General features: G+C 42.0%; 19 protein-coding genes. 4 read left to right on the top strand and 15 right to left on the bottom strand.

The window, feature by feature from the left end:
* Nucleotides 1-5 precede the first annotated feature (5 nt).
* From E5N72_RS06320 to pomA, 3 genes are all read right to left on the bottom strand, one after another.
* On the bottom strand, nucleotides 6-482 hold the full coding sequence (locus tag E5N72_RS06320) for a hypothetical protein (protein WP_135923697.1): 477 nt from the start codon (nucleotides 480-482) through the stop codon (nucleotides 6-8).
* 129 nt (nucleotides 483-611) lie between these two features.
* A complete protein-coding gene (locus E5N72_RS06315; protein WP_135923696.1) occupies nucleotides 612-1535 on the bottom strand; it encodes a flagellar motor protein MotB in 924 nt (307 codons plus the stop codon).
* Between the two features lie 3 nt (nucleotides 1536-1538).
* A complete protein-coding gene (pomA, locus tag E5N72_RS06310; RefSeq protein WP_135923695.1) occupies nucleotides 1539-2306 on the bottom strand; it encodes a flagellar motor protein PomA in 768 nt (255 codons plus the stop codon).
* Nucleotides 2307-2577: 271 nt separating this feature from the next.
* Here pomA and xseB point away from each other — a divergent pair, with 271 nt between their 5' ends.
* The 3 genes from xseB (at nucleotide 2578) to dxs (ending at nucleotide 5664) form a co-directional block, all read left to right on the top strand.
* Nucleotides 2578-2820, top strand: a complete 243-nt coding sequence (gene xseB / locus E5N72_RS06305) for an exodeoxyribonuclease VII small subunit (protein ID WP_054552565.1) — start codon at nucleotides 2578-2580, stop codon at nucleotides 2818-2820.
* Between the two features lie 4 nt (nucleotides 2821-2824).
* Entirely contained in the window at nucleotides 2825-3712 is an 888-nt protein-coding gene (gene ispA, locus E5N72_RS06300; RefSeq protein ID WP_135923694.1) for a (2E,6E)-farnesyl diphosphate synthase, read from the top strand.
* Nucleotides 3713-3801: 89 nt separating this feature from the next.
* Nucleotides 3802-5664, top strand: coding sequence for a 1-deoxy-D-xylulose-5-phosphate synthase (dxs, locus tag E5N72_RS06295; RefSeq protein WP_135923693.1), 1863 nt, complete (start codon nucleotides 3802-3804; stop codon nucleotides 5662-5664).
* Nucleotides 5665-5723: 59 nt separating this feature from the next.
* On the opposite strand, the gene E5N72_RS06290 is transcribed toward dxs, so the two are convergent.
* The 10 genes from E5N72_RS06290 to glyA form a co-directional block, all read right to left on the bottom strand.
* Nucleotides 5724-8810: a ligand-binding sensor domain-containing diguanylate cyclase gene (locus E5N72_RS06290; RefSeq protein ID WP_135923692.1), complete on the bottom strand. Its 3087-nt coding sequence runs from the start codon at nucleotides 8808-8810 to the stop codon at nucleotides 5724-5726.
* A 33-nt stretch (nucleotides 8811-8843) separates the two neighbouring features.
* Nucleotides 8844-9329, bottom strand: a complete 486-nt coding sequence (locus tag E5N72_RS06285) for a phosphatidylglycerophosphatase A (RefSeq protein WP_135923691.1) — start codon at nucleotides 9327-9329, stop codon at nucleotides 8844-8846.
* Complete coding sequence (thiL, locus tag E5N72_RS06280; RefSeq protein ID WP_135923690.1) at nucleotides 9326-10300, bottom strand: thiamine-phosphate kinase; 975 nt, start codon at nucleotides 10298-10300, stop codon at nucleotides 9326-9328. The genes E5N72_RS06285 and thiL overlap by 4 nt, the downstream gene beginning before the upstream one ends.
* Before the next feature lie 44 nt (nucleotides 10301-10344).
* Nucleotides 10345-10755, bottom strand: coding sequence for a transcription antitermination factor NusB (gene nusB, locus E5N72_RS06275; RefSeq protein ID WP_054552571.1), 411 nt, complete (start codon nucleotides 10753-10755; stop codon nucleotides 10345-10347).
* 15 nt (nucleotides 10756-10770) lie between these two features.
* Nucleotides 10771-11235 carry a 6,7-dimethyl-8-ribityllumazine synthase gene (gene ribE / locus E5N72_RS06270; RefSeq protein WP_036966328.1) on the bottom strand — a complete coding sequence of 155 codons (465 nt, stop codon included), beginning with the start codon at nucleotides 11233-11235 and terminating at the stop codon, nucleotides 10771-10773.
* Nucleotides 11236-11432: 197 nt separating this feature from the next.
* The gene (ribBA, locus tag E5N72_RS06265; protein ID WP_135923689.1) at nucleotides 11433-12548 is read right to left on the bottom strand and encodes a bifunctional 3,4-dihydroxy-2-butanone-4-phosphate synthase/GTP cyclohydrolase II; all 1116 of its coding nucleotides are present in this window, start codon (nucleotides 12546-12548) and stop codon (nucleotides 11433-11435) included.
* Between the two features lie 42 nt (nucleotides 12549-12590).
* A complete protein-coding gene (locus tag E5N72_RS06260) occupies nucleotides 12591-13244 on the bottom strand; it encodes a riboflavin synthase (protein WP_135923688.1) in 654 nt (217 codons plus the stop codon).
* 4 nt (nucleotides 13245-13248) lie between these two features.
* Entirely contained in the window at nucleotides 13249-14388 is a 1140-nt protein-coding gene (gene ribD, locus E5N72_RS06255) for a bifunctional diaminohydroxyphosphoribosylaminopyrimidine deaminase/5-amino-6-(5-phosphoribosylamino)uracil reductase RibD (protein ID WP_135923687.1), read from the bottom strand.
* A gap of 2 nt (nucleotides 14389-14390) precedes the next feature.
* Nucleotides 14391-14840 carry a transcriptional regulator NrdR gene (gene nrdR / locus E5N72_RS06250; protein WP_054552576.1) on the bottom strand — a complete coding sequence of 150 codons (450 nt, stop codon included), beginning with the start codon at nucleotides 14838-14840 and terminating at the stop codon, nucleotides 14391-14393.
* Nucleotides 14841-14947: 107 nt separating this feature from the next.
* Nucleotides 14948-16204, bottom strand: a complete 1257-nt coding sequence (gene glyA / locus E5N72_RS06245; RefSeq protein WP_135923686.1) for a serine hydroxymethyltransferase — start codon at nucleotides 16202-16204, stop codon at nucleotides 14948-14950.
* 291 nt (nucleotides 16205-16495) lie between these two features.
* Between glyA and E5N72_RS06240 the strand changes: the two genes are divergently transcribed.
* Complete coding sequence (locus E5N72_RS06240; RefSeq protein WP_135923685.1) at nucleotides 16496-16864, top strand: hypothetical protein; 369 nt, start codon at nucleotides 16496-16498, stop codon at nucleotides 16862-16864.
* A gap of 32 nt (nucleotides 16865-16896) precedes the next feature.
* Here E5N72_RS06240 and thrC read toward each other — a convergent pair whose 3' ends face one another.
* Together thrC and thrB are read right to left on the bottom strand one after the other, a co-directional pair.
* The gene (gene thrC, locus E5N72_RS06235) at nucleotides 16897-18180 is read right to left on the bottom strand and encodes a threonine synthase (protein ID WP_135923684.1); all 1284 of its coding nucleotides are present in this window, start codon (nucleotides 18178-18180) and stop codon (nucleotides 16897-16899) included.
* An 18-nt stretch (nucleotides 18181-18198) separates the two neighbouring features.
* The gene (gene thrB / locus E5N72_RS06230; protein WP_135923683.1) at nucleotides 18199-19125 is read right to left on the bottom strand and encodes a homoserine kinase; all 927 of its coding nucleotides are present in this window, start codon (nucleotides 19123-19125) and stop codon (nucleotides 18199-18201) included.
* Between the last annotated feature and the right edge of the window lie 3 nt (nucleotides 19126-19128).

The raw sequence follows: 19128 nt of genomic DNA, 5'->3' as shown, positions 1-19128 counted from the left end.
ATCGCTTAAGCTTGCTGACTTCGTCGAGTAAAGAGATAGATAAGTGGTAGGTAACAAACGACCACAGTACCAATATTGATTAGCGGTAGCAGGGTCTTATACATGTAGGTACTGTATGATAAATCCCAAAGATGGCGGTCGACCAAACGGAACAGTTGTAAAATTGGCGCCATAATAACAACAAGTTGTCCCAACACACTTTGCCATAAGTAGACTTTGTCTTTAATACCTAAATAAGCAATGATTGCCATCCAAGCAATATCATTAAAAGCCCAGACTACATAGCGCCAGATATAAATGTCATCAAATTCTTTTAAAGCAGAATAAATAAGAGTTCCATAAAGGAAAAAAGCAGCAGTAATAACAGAGAAATAAAAAGCAGGCCAATCTTTACGAAGATAAAAAATAATAATAGCCGGGCTCAAAATGAACACCCAGCTATTGCTTAAGATAACTCTAATTTCTACAAACCAGTCAGGCAAAATGTAGCGCCTTAATCAGTTTTATCGTCATCACCGCCATCACCATTGCCTGGCATATAGCTATATTTATCAACTTTTTTCATTTGTATACTCCATTACATCTGTTAATGAAGTTTCACTTTAATTGATTTATTGCCTCACATCAATAGGCTCAGATTCATGCGCCTTACCTTGCATAATAGAGATCTCGACTCGTCGGTTACGCCTACGATCTTCATCGGTTACATTCGGTACTAGTGGCCTTGTTTCTGCGTGACCTACAACCATCATACGAGATTTATCAAAACCGGGCGCCTTTTCCATTTCGCTAGCAACTGCAACAGCACGTTTTGACGACAAATCCCAATTGTTTGTATAAAGCTCATTCGATACTTGGAAATCATCTGTATGCCCTGACACGGTTATTTCACCCGGCACATCTTTTAACAGCGTAGCAATATCACGAATGATAGGTTTAAACCTAGGCTGTAAGAAAGCACTGCCTGAAGGGAATGAGCCATTCTCACGAATGCGAATAATAATTTGCTGACCTAATGACTCAAGTTCAATCGCGCCATCCATAATTTGCTGCTCAAGCTGTTGGGCAATTTTCTTTACTAGCTCATTCGTTTGCTCTTGATCGGCTGCAGAAATTGACTGCTCCATTGCTTGTTGCTGAGCTGTGCTTTGTGATTCCCCGCCACGCTTATTACCACGCTGTTCTTGACGACCACCTGCAGAGCTTTCATCACCAGCCTGAAACTCGAGCATTTGTTGTGTCATCTCTACGGTTTGTTGTTGAATTGTCTCGATAGGAGTAGGTTCAGGTTTGCCTGGTGTGAACTCCATTGCAATGACCGAGGTCCCTTTTGGAATATCTTTTACTTCAATTTTATTTTGTACACCAAAAGCAAACTTCATTGAACCTGCTATCTGCTTAAACTTAAGAACATCCATTTCCGAGAAAGCAAGCAAGAGTACAAAGAAGCACATTAATAGCGACATTAAATCTGCGAAGGTTCCCATCCAGGCAGGTAACCCCGGAGGTGGACATTTGCACTCTTGATCTGACATGCCCTACTCCTCGGTATCGACTTTACGTTTTGATTCAGCTAAATAGTTTTTCAAGATGCCTTCGATGACTTTCGGGTTTTGACCATCTTGAATACCCAGTACCGCATCAAGAATTAAACGTTGGTTGAGGGCTTCTTCATCTTTACGCAGCTCTAGTTTTACCTGAATTGGAATTGCAACAACGTTTGCCAAAAAAGCACCATAAAGTGTAGTTAAAAGAGCTACAGCCATTGCTGGACCAATTGCTTTTGGGTCATCCATGTTAGATAACATTGCAACCAAGCCAATTAGCGTGCCTATCATCCCCATCGCAGGAGCGATATCGGCAAGCGACTTAAATAAACCTGCACCAAGTTCATGGCGAGTAGCGGTGAGGGAAATATCTTTTTGCAGTGTGGCACGAACTACATCAGCATCATGACCATCCACTAACATATCAACCCCTTTGCGCATAAAGCCGTTAGGGATTTCGGCTTCTTCTAATGCTAAGAAACCACCTTTACGTGCTGAGTCAGCTAATTCTACTGCTTTTTCAATTAATTCTTCTGGCGATTCAATTTTGAACATAAAGGCTTTTGCAGCGACCTTACCAATGCCCAAAAACTGCCCCATAGTGAAGTTCGATAACACGATAAAAATCGAACCACCAAATACAATGACCACCGAAGGCGTGTTATAAAACATTGCAACTTGGCCGTCACTACTTAATACCATCGACATAGCAATTAAGCCTATGGCACCAAGAATACCTATTATGGTTGCTAAATCCACATACCCCTCCAGAGGAACAAATACACGACACCAACGGCATCAAATTTTTATTATTAACTGCTTATCGGCAAGCAATTGAATTACTTAAATCATTAAATGAATTAATTTTATTTTAATGTAAGATTTTTAAGCTACAAGTTGCCGCTACTTCTAAAACCGTAAAAATAGCATATTGATTTCCTTTTATGCGCAAAAAAACACATCATTCTTTGACCTAGTTTAGCATTCCCCCTAAAATTGGCCTCACTTTCTATTAGCTATCGAGGCCACTATGGCAACAAAGAAACCAGAAAACTTGAGTTTTGAAGAAGCACTGGATGAATTATCTCAGATTGTTGCACAAATGGAGCAAGGTGAACTGTCTTTAGAACAATCGCTAAAACAGTTTGAGCGTGGTATAGCGCTTGCGAATGCCTCATCTGGAAAATTACAACAAGCCGAACAAAAAGTGGCCATATTAATGGGTAACGATAGCCAAGCTCCTCTTAGCAACTTTGACTCAAACTTGGACTAATTAAGTGCAATTAAAAGAACAATTACAACGCGCTCGAGAAGACGTTGAAGCACATTTAAACCGCTATTTCGAACTGCCACTAAACACTGAAAAAACCATTAAAGAAGCCACTCATTACGGCGTTTTAAATGGTGGTAAGCGCTTACGTCCTTACCTCGTTTATGCGACGGGCCGCATGATGGGAGCTGACAAAGCTGACCTTGATATTCTTGCCGCTGCTATTGAGTGTATTCATAGCTACTCATTAGTTCATGATGACCTACCAGCTATGGATGATGATGACTTAAGACGTGGCCGCCCGACTTGTCATATTGTTTATGGTGAAGCGCAAGCTATTCTCGCCGGTGATGCTCTTCAAACATTAGCATTTGATTTAATTGCTAACCATCAGTTTGCAGTACCTGCGACACAACAGGTAAGAATGATCGCCTCGTTAAGCAAAGCCTCAGGTATAGAGGGTATGGTAGGTGGTCAGGCACTTGATATTGAAGCCACTGATAAAGCAATTACAGTCGAAGAACTAGAACGTATTCATCAACTTAAAACTGGCGCATTACTCAACTGTGCAATTACCTTGGGGGCTTTGGCCGCGCCGCAATGTGATGAGCAAACGTTAAAGCAGCTTAATTTGTTTGGTCAAGCAATTGGTCTGGCTTTTCAGGTACAGGACGATATTCTCGATGTAGAGGCAGACACCGAAACGTTAGGCAAACCGCAAGGTTCAGATATTGCGGCCAATAAAGCGACCTACCCTGCATTATTAGGTATGGCAGGCGCTAAGCAAAAAGCACAAGACTTATTGGCTCGGGCTCATAAAGCACTTGAGGCTATTGATTACGACACCCGCGAGCTGGCAAGCCTTGCTAGCTATATTGTTGAGCGTAATTATTAACGTCTAAAAAAGAAAGACAAAATAACTAAAAAATCAGAGCAGCAATGGGCTATAATGCACTCTGGTTAGCGAAGGATGTATATAAAATCATGACACTTGATAGTAGCAAGTATCCATTATTAAGTTTGGTTGACGAACCAGCACAACTGCGTGATATTGCGCAAGATAAGTTACCTGCGTTTAGTAAAGAGTTACGCGAATACCTGCTTAATTCAGTTTCGCAAAGTAGTGGTCATTTAGCATCAGGTTTAGGTACTGTTGAGTTAACAGTGGCCCTTCATTATGTCTATAACACCCCTGAAGATCGTTTAGTATGGGATGTGGGTCATCAAGCATACCCGCACAAAATCTTAACGGGTCGCCGTGACCAAATGCATACTATCCGTCAAAAAGACGGTTTACACCCTTTCCCATTCCGTGAAGAAAGCCCTTACGACACCTTCAGTGTTGGTCATTCAAGTACTTCTATTTCTGCAGCGCTCGGCATGGCTATTGCCGCTGAAAAAGAAGGTAAAGATCGTAAAACGGTTGCTGTTATTGGCGATGGCGCGATTACTGCTGGTATGGCATTTGAAGCGATGAACCACATGGGCGATGTAAACCCTAATGTGTTAATTATCTTAAACGATAATGAAATGTCGATTTCAGAAAACGTAGGTGCCCTAAACAACCACTTTGCACGTATTTTGTCTGGTAGCTTCTACACCAATATTCGCGAAGGCAGTAAAAAACTTCTTTCGGGTTTACCGCCAGTGAAAGAACTTGCCAGCCGCATGGAAGAACACCTAAAAGGTATGGTCATTCCGGGCACATTCTTTGAAGAATTAGGCCTAAATTACATCGGCCCAATCGACGGTCACGATGTCAATATGTTGGTCGATACCTTACGTAATATGCGTAACCTTAAAGGCCCGCAGCTACTGCATATTAAAACGCAAAAAGGTAAAGGTTATAAACCTGCTGAAGCGGATCCAATTGGTTACCATGGCGTACCAAAATTTGATCCGAGCATGTCTAAATTACCAAAATCAAAACCTGGCGCTGCGACATTCTCAAATGTGTTCGGTGACTGGCTTTGTGATATGGCAGCCCAAGATGACAAGCTAATGGCGATTACTCCTGCTATGCGTGAAGGCTCAGGCATGGTTCGTTTTTCTAAAGAGTACCCAGCGCAATACTTTGATGTAGCAATTGCTGAGCAACATGCTGTAACGCTTGCAGCTGGTTTTGCTTGTGAAGGACTGAAGCCTGTTGTTGCTATTTATTCAAGCTTTTTACAACGTGCGTACGACCAACTTATTCACGATGTGGCATTACAAAACCTACCGGTTTTATTTGCTATTGACCGTGCCGGGATTGTTGGTGCTGATGGTGAAACTCACCAAGGTGCTTACGATTTAAGCTTTATGCGCTGTATTCCTAATATGATTATCATGGCACCAAGCGACACTAATGAGTGCCGCCAGATGCTGTATACAGGTTACCAATGTAATCAACCTGTTGCCGTACGATACCCACGTGGTAGTGCAGGCAATTGTGATGTTGAATCAACAATGAGTGCGATTGAAATTGGTAAGGCGCGAAGTATCAAACAAGGCAGTAAAGTAGCAATCTTGTCATTTGGTACGCTACTAGAAAACGCCAAATCAGCTGCTGAAGAGCTTAATGCAACAGTGATTGATATGCGCTTCATTAAACCTCTAGATACAGAGACTATTAGCGAGTTGCTGAGTAGCCACGATGTGATTGTTACCCTAGAAGACAACGCCATTGCTGGCGGTGCGGGTTCTGCTGTGAATGAGTACTTAGCTGCAATTAAAGCAAATGTGACTATCTTGAACTTAGGTATTCCAGATGAATTCATTAAGCATGGTACGCAAGACGAAATGCACGCCGAAATGGGCTTAGATGCAAACGGTATCTTAACTAGCATCAAAGAGTTTATGGCCTAAGCCTTACACTATTAAAACTAAAAAGGAGCCTTAAGGCTCCTTTTTTGTCATCGTTTATATTAGCGCATCCAAACCTTAATATCAGCAAGACCTGTTTCTTGAAGAACACCCAGTTGTTTATCAACATTATTATTTTGCTCAAACTCAAAAGCATCTAATTGTTCATCAAAGGTAATATTTGCAACGCCATCACCACCGCGCTTTTTCACTTGGTGTAGCGCGATATCAGCTAAATTAACAGACGTTTCCCAGCCAATCACTTGACCACCCAATAAAGGTAATGGATAGAAAGACCAGCCAATAGACGCAGTGATGGTGGTCGATTCCCCATTTGGTAGCCTAAATGGGTTTGCTGCAATTGCTTCACACAAGTCAGCAACATAATTGTCTATGGCTGTACGTTTAAAATCACGTAATAAGAGTAAAAACTCATCGCCACTCCAGCGTGCGACATAGTCTGAGCCTTGTGTCCGGCTATTCAACAATGTCGCCATTTGCTGTAAACAACTATCGCCTGCAAGTGGTCCATAGGAATCATTGATGCGGCTAAAGTTATCAAGGTTAATTATCAGTAGCACCAACGACTTACCCTGTGCTTGCAATGATTGCGAATTACGTTGGAAATGTTCAATATCTTTAGGGAGCTGATCAAACAAGAAGCGACGACTACGAAGCCCTGTTAGCTCATCTGAGTGACTGACTAACTTAAGCTGAGAGTTTACTTGATTGAGCTTATCGTTGGCTTCACGAAGCTCTACGGTGCGCTCTGTTACTAAGCTTTCAAGTGCTAATTGTTTACGCTTCTCTTGCGCCCTAAACACCCAAAACACGAGGTAGAACAATAGAATAAAACTACTTGTGATCAAGAGTCTAAAGTAAATGGTCTCGTCAAAGCGACGTGGAACAACGAATGTGTACTCGGTACGACGAGCCTTTTGCCAATCTTCACCACCACGTTTGGCTTCAAGCTGAAACAAAAATGCCCCCGGCGGTAAATTTGTATAAATAGCCTCACGGCGGGTGTTTGCATAGCGCCAATCACTGTCTAAACCACTCAGTCGATATCTAAACTCAATACTTGAAGGAGCAAAATAATCAATTGCGGTATATTTGATTGTCACATCGCGCTCATCAATTTGTAGCTCAGGTTTATCACCTAAAGTAGCGGTACTTAAGCTTCGCAGCGGCGTAATAATGCTTTCAATACGCGGCTTAAGCGCTTGCACACCAAAAAGCTCAACACTCTTAGGTATTTCAACGACCCCTTGTAAGCTTGGGTACCAAATAGAGTTACCTGTGTCTGCTACAGCATCATGGCCAAGACCAGCACAGCACTGACTGGCTTTACCATCTAATTGTCGGTCAAATGATGAGATCACTTGCTCTACTTTTAAGCTCTCTATATCAGTACCAAATTGCTCTACCGGCATGCGGTAAACGCCCTTCATGGTACTTACCCAAATACGTTTTAACTGTTTGTCATAAACAAGGCTGAAAATCGAGCCGTACGGTAGGCCGTCTGTTGCATCAAGTTGACGCCACTGACCTTGGGTGCTGCGATAAAATAAACCATCGTTAAGAGAGCCAATTAATATCCCCACCCCTTCAATATTTAAAATACTGGTGACATAAGCGCTTTCTAAACTGGTTTGGTCGCCAATTTTTTCAATACCACGATCAGTAAAGTAATAAGCCCCTTTACTGGTACCTATTAAGCCAAAATTTTGCTCATCCAGAACATAGGTAATAAATTTACTGCTTAAGAATGCATTGTATGCAAAGGGTGTTAAACCACCATAACTTAAGCGATACATACCGCGGCCAGTACCGAGCCAAAAACCGCCTTTACTAGAACGGCTAATTGCGAATACAGGGTTATCACGCAGTGCTCGTCCTGGCACTGTATACAAGGTTTGATTCTCATAGTAAAAAACACCGCGACCTGTAGCAATGTATAAGCGGTCACCATCAAACTGCAAATCGTGTACTGCAGCCCGACCAAACTGATTACTTGGTATTTGATTTACAAAATTCTTATTGTAATCGAAGTAGCCAACACCACTGCGGTTAGCCACCCATAGTTTGCCATCAGGTGCTTGGCTAATCGCCATCACCGCTTCTGTCATATTTGAAATAGCTGAGTGGCGCTCAATACGCCCTTCGTGAGCAAGCCATAACCCCTCACTGAAACTTGCCAGCCAAATATTATTTTGATTATCACGGAAAATATCTGCAAACCAAATACTTTGATCAAGCTGACTTGGCTCAACCCATTGCCAGTCCCCAGAGTTATCTCTAAAGAGTAAACGGCCATAAGTTGAAATCCACAACGCCCCATCTGAGTCGCTCATAAACTTGTAAACGGCAGAGTTACTCGCGTTAGGGAGTGGGAATGGACGCAACTCGTCATCTAAATCAAGAAAGTAGGCACCAAGCTCAGAGGCAAGGTATAAATTACCCTCAAGCCACGCCATATCATGAATGATGGTTTGCGCTAGGCGCTCAGGTAGAGAGACTTTTGCGGTAAGTTCTAAGCGCAGCTTTGCAAAATCAGATGAAGTATTAGTTAAACGCAGTAAGTGGCGCTCGTTAACCAGCCAAATACCTTCTGGCGACAACGCCATTTGGCTCACTGAACCAACTATTTGCGTGATTGCCGTAGCATTTGATACTGGCACGACTAACGCAGAGTTTTGGTTTAGGGTGACTTGATTTCGTGCAACATAATAAAGGCCGTTGGCTGCAATCCAGATACTGCCTTTGGAGTCTTCAAGAATGTCGCGCACTGGGCCTTTAACATTAAAGGTTTGCGACATCATCGTTCTTGGATCGAGGGTTACTATCCCGTTTTTAGTGCCAACCCAAAGTAACCCCGTACTATCAACTAATAGCTTGTTAATACCATTACTTGGCAAGAAATCACTATTTTGTGTGTTGAAGTTGGTGAAAGTATTACCATCAAAGCGACTCAAACCGAACTGAGTACCCAGCCACATGTAGCCTTGCTCGTCTTGAGCGATGCTCTTAAGAGATTGAGATGGCAAGCCGTTTTGGATATTCCATTGTTTGACGACGTAGTCAGTAATAGATGCAAACGCAGGCATACTGCATAACACCAACAAACAGACAACTAAAAATCGCATCATATACTTGCCACCAAGTAACACTGTATTAATCGTTTAAAAGGGTAAATAGCCAGCTTTAAACAAAGCCTGTACACAAATTAATGAAAAAATACCTGCTAAAATATCATCAGCCATGATGCCCAAGCCACCGTGTAAACGCCTATCGAGAATACGAATAGGGCCTGGTTTAGCGATATCAAAAAAGCGGAACAATAAAAAACCAACTAACAATGACTGCCAACTCAGTGCAGCACCAATCATGGTGATATAATAACCAGCAACTTCATCCCAAACAATGGCAGGATGATCATGCACCCCTAAGTCATCTGCTGTTTTACCACAAGCCCAGATACCAAATACGCTGATCACAATTGCAAATACAATCTGTAACCATAGCGGAAAGTACATGGTTGTAAAAATAAATGGTAATGCAGCAAAAGTACCAAAGGTGCCAGGTGCTTTAGGTGCTAGGCCTAAACCAAAACCCAAACCAAATAGTTGATGTGGGCGTTTTAAATTAAATAATCGGTTACTACTCAAACCGGCTCCTTTGCAAAGTGTTGAAATCCTTTACCTTGATAGTTAAATTTTTCACCATCAAGTAGTAATTCAATTTCACTTTCGCCACTTTTTATTTGCCCAACACAGCTGGCTTCGACGCCATATTGACGAAGTTTCATATCAACCATGCTTTTATTGCTTTCAGGCACAGTAAAAAGTAATTCGTAATCGTCGCCGTAATTTAAAATATAGTCAAACTGTTCAGGGCGTGGAATTGATGCGCTGACAGCATCAGACACAGGTACTTTATCAACATGGATCACTGCACCGACTTGCGAAAGCGCCAATACATGACCTAAATCAGCTAATAAACCATCAGAGATATCGATGGCAGCTGAAGCCGCACCTCGTAATACCTGCCCAGCTGCAACTCGCGGAGTCGGGTAATCGAAACGATTGTTTAAATAACTCAAATGCTCAGGCGCGATGTCGAAACCTTGCTTACGTGCTTCGATCGCAACACCGGCGTCGCCCAGTGGCCCGGTCACATAAATCCAATCACCTACCTTTGCGCCGCTGCGACGCAATGCTTTGCCTTCAGGCACAATACCTTTGGCACAAATAGTAATTGTGAGCGGACCTTGTGTAGTGTCTCCACCGATGATTTGCACATTAAAGTATTCCGCAATTTCATGCATACCTTCTGTGAACTGCTCAATCCATTCCATATTCACTTCAGGCAGGGTCAATCCTACTGAAATCCAGGTAGGTTCAGCACCCATTGCAGCCAAATCACTTAAGTTAACAGCTAACGCCCTATGCCCAAGGGCGCGAGGAGAAATGTCATCAAAAAAGTGTACACCTGCAACTAATGTGTCGGTTGTCACAGCTAATTGACAGTTTTCTGGCACAGTGACCAACGCACAATCATCACCTATACCAAGGTTTACATCACGACGGATGATACCGCGACCTTTAAAGTAACGGTTAATTAATTCAAATTCCTTCATTCACAAAAAAGCCGGCCCAAGCCGGCTCTCCTTTACGGGGCTACTTACTTACGCAGCTCTTTAACTGCTTTATCAAGTACACCGTTGACAAACTTATGGCTGTCTTCAGCACCAAACATTTTAGCAAGCTCAATACCTTCATTGATTGCTACTTTGTATGGAACGTCTTCACGGAATTTCAGCTCATAGCCAGACAGACGTAAAATTGCTTTTTCGACCATGTCTAACTCATCTGCTGGGCGTGCTAAATGTGGCGCAACGATTTCATCTAATTGCTTACAGTTAACAACAACACCGCGTGCTAGGTCTTTGAAATATTCGACGTCGATTTTAGTCACATCATTTTCAATTAACATTTGCTGTTCAATATCAGCAATTGGGTTACCGCTTAACTGCCAAGAGTATACGGCTTGAAGTGCTAAGATACGTGCTTTACGTCTTGCTGCTGGTTTCACAGAGATTCCTTAAACTTAAATTTTGTCTAACACATTAACCATTTCAAGCGCACCTAAAGCAGCTTCGCCACCTTTGTTACCCATTTTGGTACCTGCGCGCTCAATTGCTTGCTCAATGCTTTCAGTGGTTAATACGCCAAATGCAACCGGGATATCGTACTCAAGTGATACTTGTGCAAGACCTTTGTTTGATTCGCCTGCGACTAAATCAAAGTGTGGTGTACCACCTCTGATCACAACGCCTAGAGCGATGATTGCATCGTGTTCTTTCTTTGCTGCAACGCGTTTCGCTGCTAAAGGTAATTCAACGGCACCTGGTACGTAAACAACAGTAATGTCGTCGTCAGATACGCCACCTGTGCGCTTAAGCTCATCAACAGCACCTGCTAATAGGCTGCTACCAATAAAGTCATTAAAGCGAGAAATGACAATGGCAAACTTTTTGCCCGGTGCGTATTTGTTACCTTCAATAATTTTCATTTAATAACCCTAAAAAATAAGTTTAAGCGGTTGCGATTGCGCAAAAATTACGGCGCATAATACCACAAAAATATAAAAGTAGCCTAGTTAACCTGAACTCTGGCTAATAAATCTAACTCTAGTGGCCACTCGTAACGCTAACCGCATTGAATTTAAATAAAATTACGAGTAAACCTCTTAATTAAATTACGCGTTAATTAAGATTGCGGCTCAACGTAGTCAACCACTTCTAAGTGGAAACCTGATAGTGCATGGTATTTTTTCGGACGGCTCATTAAGCGCATTTTTTCAATACCTAAATCAGCCAAAATCTGCGAGCCCACACCGACAGTACGCGATGTCCCTTGGAATTTACGATGATTTACATTTTCACCCGCATCTTCGGCAGCAAATGCTTTTACCATTGCTTCAAGGTCTTCAGTTGATTCTTGCTTACCCAAAATCACCAGCACGCCATTGTGTTCTGCAATGTAAGCCATCGCATCCGATAAGCCCCAACTGCGATCAGCACTACGATCAGATAATAAAATATCATTGAAAGTACTTTGTAAGTGAACACGAACAAGCGTTGGTTCTTCTTTCGATACTTCACCTTTTTGTAAAACATAGTGAAGTTGACCATCAATGGTGTCTTTGTAGGTAACTAAATCAAACTCACCGTGATCTGTTGGCAGTTTACATTTAGCAACACGCTCAATGGTGGTTTCGTTTAGGTTTCTGTATTCAATTAAATCTGCAATAGTGCCAATCTTTAAGCCATGCTCTTTTGCAAAAATTTCAAGATCTGGACGACGTGCCATGGTGCCATCGGCATTTAAGATTTCAACGATCACAGATGAAGGCTCAAGACCCGCTAAACGAGCTAAATCACAACCTGCTTCGGTATGACCGGCACGTGTTAACACGCCACCTGGTTGCGCCATAATTGGGAAAATATGCCCAGGTTGTACGATATCGCTCGGCACGGCACCTTTGGCAATAGCTGCTTGAACTGTACGTGCTCGGTCAGCTGCTGAAATACCTGTCGTTACGCCTTTCGCTGCTTCAATCGACATAGTGAAGTTAGTTGAAAAAGCAGCACCGTTATTTTTAACCATTAACGGTAAATCTAACTGCTGGCAACGCTCTTGCGTCATCGTTAAACAAATTAAACCACGGCCGTGTGTTGCCATAAAATTGATAGCATCAGCACTGATATGCTCTGCTGCGATGATTAAATCGCCTTCATTTTCTCTGTCTTCATCGTCCATTAAAATAACCATTTTACCGGCTTTAATGTCATCGATAATTTCTTGCGCGCTGTGTAGATTCATAATGTGCCCATGAGAGTATAATTAATAGTGACGTATCTTTGCTTATTTAATAAAACCAGCTTGTGCTAACAAGCTCATTGATATGTCTGAACGGGAAGGTTGTTCGGCCCCTTTTATTAGGCGCTCTAAATAGCGAGCAATCTGGTCAACTTCTAGGTTCACCTGAGTACCCACTTGAAATTCTGCAATCGTTGTTTGCTCTGCGGTATGCGGAACAATAGTCAACTTAAAGCGGTTTTGCTCGACCTCGTTGACCGTTAAACTAATACCATCAATACATACCGAACCTTTGTAAGGAATGTACTTCATTAAATCATTGTCAGTACTTAGCCAGTACTCTGTTGCACGGGCATTAGGACTGATACTTTCTACAGTCGCAATACCATCAACATGGCCAGATACTAAATGCCCACCTAAGCGAGAAAGTGGTTGCATGGCTTTTTCAAGGTTAACTGTTTGACCTTTTTTATAGTGAGCAAAGCCCGTTAAGCTGATTGTTTCGTTTGATAAGTCAGCACTAAAACCATCGCTATGTTTAGCGACAACAGTCAAACACACACCATTGGTGGCAATACTGTCACCGAGCTTAACGTCTTTCATATCCAAATTAGTGCTTTGAATACGAATAGCTAGGTCACCTTGCTTTTGTGTTAGTTCAACAATTTTACCTGTTGCTTCAATAATTCCAGTAAACATAGTGCTACTCTTTATTTTCAATGTGTGTGGCTTGCTTTGCTTTTGTCGCTGTTAAGCGAATATCGTCGCCAATCATCACTGTATCTGTAAAGGTCAGTTCAGTGATATCACTCATCATGGTAACTTCTGCAAAGTTTAGTAAGCTTTTGCCCATATCACCTATTAACTTAGGGGCAATATAAACAATATATTCATCAATTAAATCTTGCTCAGCAAATGCACCGGCAAGGGTCGCACCTGCTTCGAGCCAAATATGGTTAAATTGCAGCTCAGCAAGACGCTTTAAAACCGCTGATAGATCAACTTTATTATTAACTGCTGGTACAACTTCGTGTTTAACAAAGTGAGGCCATTGATGCTGTTTATCAAGCGATGTAGTGAAAATAATCACCGGACTTTCAATGCTAAATAATGCAAGTTCAGGCGTTAACCTATTTTGTGAATCAATAATCACACGAGTAGGTTGACGCAAAGGCAGTGACGTTGGCATATCAAATGGCAGCTCATCAATGCGTACATTAAGTTTGGCATTATCGGTCATAACCGTATCTGCACCAGTGAGTACCACGCAACTTTGGGCACGAAATGCTTGCACATCTTGGCGCGCTTTAGGCCCTGTAATCCACTTACTTAGGCCATTATTTAGCGCAGTTTTACCGTCTAAACTGCAAGCCATTTTACAAATCACATATGGCAACCCAGTTTCCATGCGCTTTAAAAAGCCTTTGTTTAAATCGCGCGCTTGTTGTTCAAGCAAACCTGATGCTACAGCGATACCTGCATCAGCTAAAATCTGTAGACCGCGACCACTCACCGCTGGGTTTGGGTCGACCATGGCAGCTATAACTTTGCTAACACCCGCAGCTTTTAAACCTTCGGCACAAGGCGGTGTGCGTCCATAATGACTACAAGGTTCTAAAGTCACATATGCGGTGGCACCTTTTGCATTGTCGCCAGCCACTGCCAGAGCATTAACTTCAGCATGGCCCTGCCCTGCTAGTTGATGAAATCCTTCACCGACTATTTCGCCATCTTTAACCAGTACACAGCCAACATTAGGGTTTGGTGTTGTAGTAAAACGACCTTGTTTAGCAAGCTCTATGGCACGTGCCATATAAGCCGTATCAAGTTCTGTGAATGACATAGTTAATCACCTAAACGAGCGATTTCTTCACCAAACTCGCGAATATCTTCAAAAGAACGGTAAACTGATGCAAAGCGAACATAAGCCACTTTATCTAGTTTTTTTAGTGACTCCATAATGCACTCACCAATTAAATGGCTAGAAATTTCACGTTCACCCGTGGCACGAAGCTGAGATTTAATAATGTTGACCACTTCATCGACCTGCTCGGTGCTGACAGGGCGTTTTTCTAGCGCACGGTGCAAGCCATTGAGTAATTTGTCTTCATTAAATGGTTCACGACTACCGTCTTGCTTTATGACTCTTGGCATCACAAGTTCTGCGCCTTCAAAGGTGGTAAAACGTTCGTGACATTCATTACATTCACGTCGACGCCTAACCTGGTGGCCGCCACCAACAAGTCGAGAATCAATTACTTTAGTATCTTTTGCGGTGCAAAAAGGACAATGCATAGAGTTCAGCTTCCGTTTATTAAAAACAAAAAAGGCCGCTTATTAAGCGGCCTTTATAATAGCAAAAAACAACGCTATTGTTATCTTAATTAAGGTTTAACCAATAATTAAGCGTAAACTGGTAATTTTTTACAGATAGCTTTAACTTTCTCTTTTACTTCAGCTTGTACAGACTCATCATTGATGTTGTCTAGTACGTCACAGATCCAGCCAGCAAGCTCTTTTGACTCAGCTTCTTTGAAACCACGGCGAGTAATAGCCGGAGAACCAATACGAAGACCAGACGTTACGAACGGTGAACGTGGGTCGTTAGGAACTGAGTTCTTGTTTACAGTGATGTTAGCGTTACCTAGTGCAGCGTCAGCATCTTTACCTGTGATATCTTTATCGATTAGGTCAAGAAGGAATAAGTGGTTGTCTGTTTTACCAGAAACAACTTTGTAGCCACGCTCTTGAAGAACTTCAACCATAGCTTGAGCGTTCTTTACCACTTGAGCTTGGTACGCTTTAAATTCTGGTTGTAATGCTTCTTTGAAAGCAACTGCTTTAGCAGCGATGATGTGGCATAAAGGACCACCTTGACCGCCAGGGAATACTGCGCTGTTTAGCTTTTTGTAGATTTCTTCATCACCACATGCAGAAACGATTAGACCGCCACGAGGGCCCGCTAATGTTTTGTGAGTTGTCGTAGTAACAACGTGTGCGTGAGGGATTGGGCTTGGGTATACACCCGCTGCGATAAGACCAGCAACGTGAGCCATATCTACGAATAAGTATGCACCAACTTTGTCAGCGATTTCACGGAATTTAGCCCAATCAACGATACCTGAGTATGCTGAGAAACCAGCGATGATCATTTTTGGTTTGTGCTCTAATGCTAGCGCTTCAACTTGAGCGTAATCAATTTCGCCTGTTTCGTCATTTAGGCCGTATTGAATTGCATTATACGTTTTACCAGAAAAGTTAACGTGTGAACCGTGAGTTAAGTGACCACCATGAGCTAAGCTCATACCTAGTACTGTATCATGTGGCTGAAGAAGAGCTTGGAAAACAGCTGCGTTTGCTTGTGAACCCGCATGCGGTTGAACGTTAGCGTAATCAGTACCGAATAATTCATTAGCACGGTCAATTGCTAGCTGCTCAACAACATCAACATGTTCACAACCGCCATAGTAACGTTTGCCTGGGTAACCTTCAGCATATTTGTTGGTAAGCTGAGAACCCTGCGCTTCAAGTACGCGTGGGCTACAGTAATTTTCAGACGCGATCAGTTCGATGTGCTCTTCTTGACGAGCCGTCTCTTTAGTGATGGCTGCAAATAACTCTGGATCGAAATCCGAAATATTCATGCTACGTTCTAACATGGGGTCTCCTAAGGCAACGTGTATGGTATTTTTTGAAGGCTATATTGTACGCTTAAAACGCACTTTTGCCTATCTTGTAAAGATGAACATATTTAAACAGGGATTGAATTTATTTCACAGTGTTTTAATAATGATATTTTTTTATTGATACATAATAAAAATTTATAAATTTAAAACATTACATATATTTTTAAAATATGATTTAACGTAAAAAGTTCATCATGCGTTTGCATATGGGCACAATGAAACTAAGCTTGTAATACAAACCCAGATCAAGGATGTTTTGAGTCAATGTTAGCTAAGCCCATTTATGAACTTGTTCCCTACTGCTATTTGTTTTTAGGTATTGCCTGTATCGTCATACCTCATGAGCTGCTCTATACACTCATTGGTATTGTGTTATTTTTGCTGGGTGCAAACATATGGCGAATGCGCTCAGAAGCGCGAAGACGAGATCAAAAAAGTCAGCGAATTAAACAACGAAGAGCGCGCTATTACTATGAATTTAAACCCTTTATTTTATTCATTAGCGCTCTGACTTTAACACAATGGACGCAAAACGAGATCATCTTATTAAGCTGCGCTTTGCTATGTTTTAGTGCGTTAGTGATAATTGCAATGCGATTATTGAACCGCCACAGCCATTCATTATCACATTAAAAAAGAGCGGCAATGCCGCTCTTTTAATTACCTTAAGCTAGTTTATTTAAAAGCTCTGTTCTCAATAGTTGATAATCATGCTTGATGTCTTCTGCTAAACAAGGCTTAGCAAGGGCATCTGCTAGAGGCTTAGGCATTGCTAACTCAATACCTAAAATATCTTCAACACTTTCTTTAAATTTAGCAGGATGTGCCGTTGCTAAAAATATACCGGCACTGCCATCTGCTAAATTTTCTTTTAAGCCTTGGTAAGCAATTGCTGTATGAGGTTCTGCGATATAACCCGTTTGATGAATTTTTTTCATCACTTCTTTGGTTTCTTCTTCGCCAACACAACTTGAGTAAAAGTCATCATAGCTAAACCAATTATTATCCAACATAAATTGAACACGTGGCCAGTTATTCGGTTTACTCACATCCATTGCGTTTGATAATGACTCAAGCGTTTCGTTAGGTGCCCACTCTTTGCTTTGTAAAAAACGTGGCACAGTGTCATTTTGGTTGGTTGTTGCACTCAATTTTGCGACAGGCATACCAAGAACAGCACCAATCATCGCAGCGCACACATTACCAAAGTTACCACTTGGTACTGAGATATGTGCCTTGCTACGCTTTTCTTTTGGCAACTGGGCTATTGCTTCAAAGTAATAACACACTTGAGCGACCAAGCGACTGATATTGATCGAGTTAGCTGAGTTAAGGCCAAGTTTTTGTTTTACTTCATCGTCTAAAAACGCATTTTTGACCATGCTTTGACAGTCATCAAAACTACCATCAACCGCATAGCAGTGAATGTTATTGCCAAGTGTGGTGAACAGTTTTTGCTGCGCTAATGAAATTTTACCTTTCGGATACAGAATAACTACATCAATATTTGGCTTGTTATAAAACGCATGGGCAACGGCGGCTCCTGTATCACCCGATGTTGCCGTTAAAATCGTTACTTTTTCGCCTTGGTTAAACTGCGCCAAACACTCAGCCATAAAACGACCACCAAAGTCCTTAAAGGCAAGCGTTGGACCATGAAAAAGCTCTAAGCAATACATGTCTTTTTCAACTTCAACCAATTTCACATCAAAGTTAAACGCATTTTGCACCATCTGTGCAACAGTATCGGCAGGCAGCTCATCACCAATCAGGTGTGATAAAATTTTGCTGCTACGGCTAACAAAGTCCAAATCAAGTAGCGCATCAACATCTTTGATAGGCATTAAGCTATCAGGAAAAAAGACACCTTGATTACGCCCTAATCCCGTTTTTACCGCTTCAACAAACGACACCTGTTGTGATTCATCTTTTAAATTATGTAATTGCATGTTGTTTCCTTAAATTCTTTAAAGCTCTCGTGTGCCAAGCTGATCGAGTTGACAGATGTGGCTGAAACCCTGCTCATTAATGTAATTATCGTTCAGCCAAGCTGCGCATTTTTCTGCAGCATCTAAACTTTTACACACGGTAAATAATGTTGGGCCTGCACCCGAAATACTGACGATTTCGGCACCAAGCTCTGGTAATGCTTGTTTCGCTTCGGCAAAACCTTGGATAAGGGGTGCTCGATGCGGCTCGGCTATTTCATCAGTCATGATTGATAGCGCAGCATCAAAGCGTCCCGTTAGCAGTAAACTGCTAAAAGCCGAAAGACGTTGTGCAAATTCAACACTGTCATGCATTGATAATTGTTTTGGCAGTACTGAGCGTGCTTTTGCGGTATTTAGCGAAAAGCCAGGAAAAGCCGCCACGTAATACCATTGATTATCAACAGGTAACGAAATTGATTTATTGGGAATGAGTTCGCCAGTTAATTGCAAGCCACCTAAGTAGCATGGTGTGATGTTATCGTAATGACGGCCGCCACTAACCATAGCTTCAAAATCAGCCATCAATTCGATGAGTTGCTCTTGTGATAAATTGGTTTGTGCAAATTTATCAAGGGCTGCAAAGGCTGCCACCACAGAGCAAGCACTTGAACCTAGCCCAGAGCCAATAGGTAGATTCTTTTTAAGTTCAAGTTTTACCGCTGGCATAGCAGGCGCAACGTGTTCTTTAAAGTGAATTAAACATTGATATGCTAGGTTTTCTTCTGCATTGGCAGGCAGCTTATGGGCATAGTCGCCAGAGCATACAAAAGTGTCTTGCTCAGCAGGACTTACTTCAACAACATCACCCAATAAAGTGCCATCGATGGGCGCTAAAGCAGCGCCTAATGCGTCAAACCCAACTGCAAAATTGCCGATAGAAGCAGGTGCATATACACGGATCATAAC

It is taken from the genome of Pseudoalteromonas sp. MEBiC 03607 (assembly GCF_004792295.1).
GTDB lineage: Bacteria > Pseudomonadota > Gammaproteobacteria > Enterobacterales > Alteromonadaceae > Pseudoalteromonas > Pseudoalteromonas lipolytica_C.
Note: the sequence above shows the minus strand (reverse complement) of the source record. Positions and strands in the feature narration are given on the sequence as shown.

Coding starts and splice junctions, on each gene's coding strand:
- E5N72_RS06315 (WP_135923696.1), bottom strand. CDS start 1,535: ATGTCAGATCAAGAGTGCAAATGTCCACCTCCGGGGTTACCTGCCTGG.
- xseB (WP_054552565.1), top strand. CDS start 2,578: ATGGCAACAAAGAAACCAGAAAACTTGAGTTTTGAAGAAGCACTGGAT.
- dxs (WP_135923693.1), top strand. CDS start 3,802: ATGACACTTGATAGTAGCAAGTATCCATTATTAAGTTTGGTTGACGAA.
- E5N72_RS06290 (WP_135923692.1), bottom strand. CDS start 8,810: ATGATGCGATTTTTAGTTGTCTGTTTGTTGGTGTTATGCAGTATGCCT.
- thiL (WP_135923690.1), bottom strand. CDS start 10,300: ATGAAGGAATTTGAATTAATTAACCGTTACTTTAAAGGTCGCGGTATC.
- ribE (WP_036966328.1), bottom strand. CDS start 11,235: ATGAAAATTATTGAAGGTAACAAATACGCACCGGGCAAAAAGTTTGCC.
- ribBA (WP_135923689.1), bottom strand. CDS start 12,548: ATGAATCTACACAGCGCGCAAGAAATTATCGATGACATTAAAGCCGGT.
- E5N72_RS06260 (WP_135923688.1), bottom strand. CDS start 13,244: ATGTTTACTGGAATTATTGAAGCAACAGGTAAAATTGTTGAACTAACA.
- ribD (WP_135923687.1), bottom strand. CDS start 14,388: ATGTCATTCACAGAACTTGATACGGCTTATATGGCACGTGCCATAGAG.
- nrdR (WP_054552576.1), bottom strand. CDS start 14,840: ATGCATTGTCCTTTTTGCACCGCAAAAGATACTAAAGTAATTGATTCT.
- glyA (WP_135923686.1), bottom strand. CDS start 16,204: ATGTTAGAACGTAGCATGAATATTTCGGATTTCGATCCAGAGTTATTT.
- E5N72_RS06240 (WP_135923685.1), top strand. CDS start 16,496: ATGTTAGCTAAGCCCATTTATGAACTTGTTCCCTACTGCTATTTGTTT.
- thrC (WP_135923684.1), bottom strand. CDS start 18,180: ATGCAATTACATAATTTAAAAGATGAATCACAACAGGTGTCGTTTGTT.
- thrB (WP_135923683.1), bottom strand. CDS start 19,125: ATGATCCGTGTATATGCACCTGCTTCTATCGGCAATTTTGCAGTTGGG.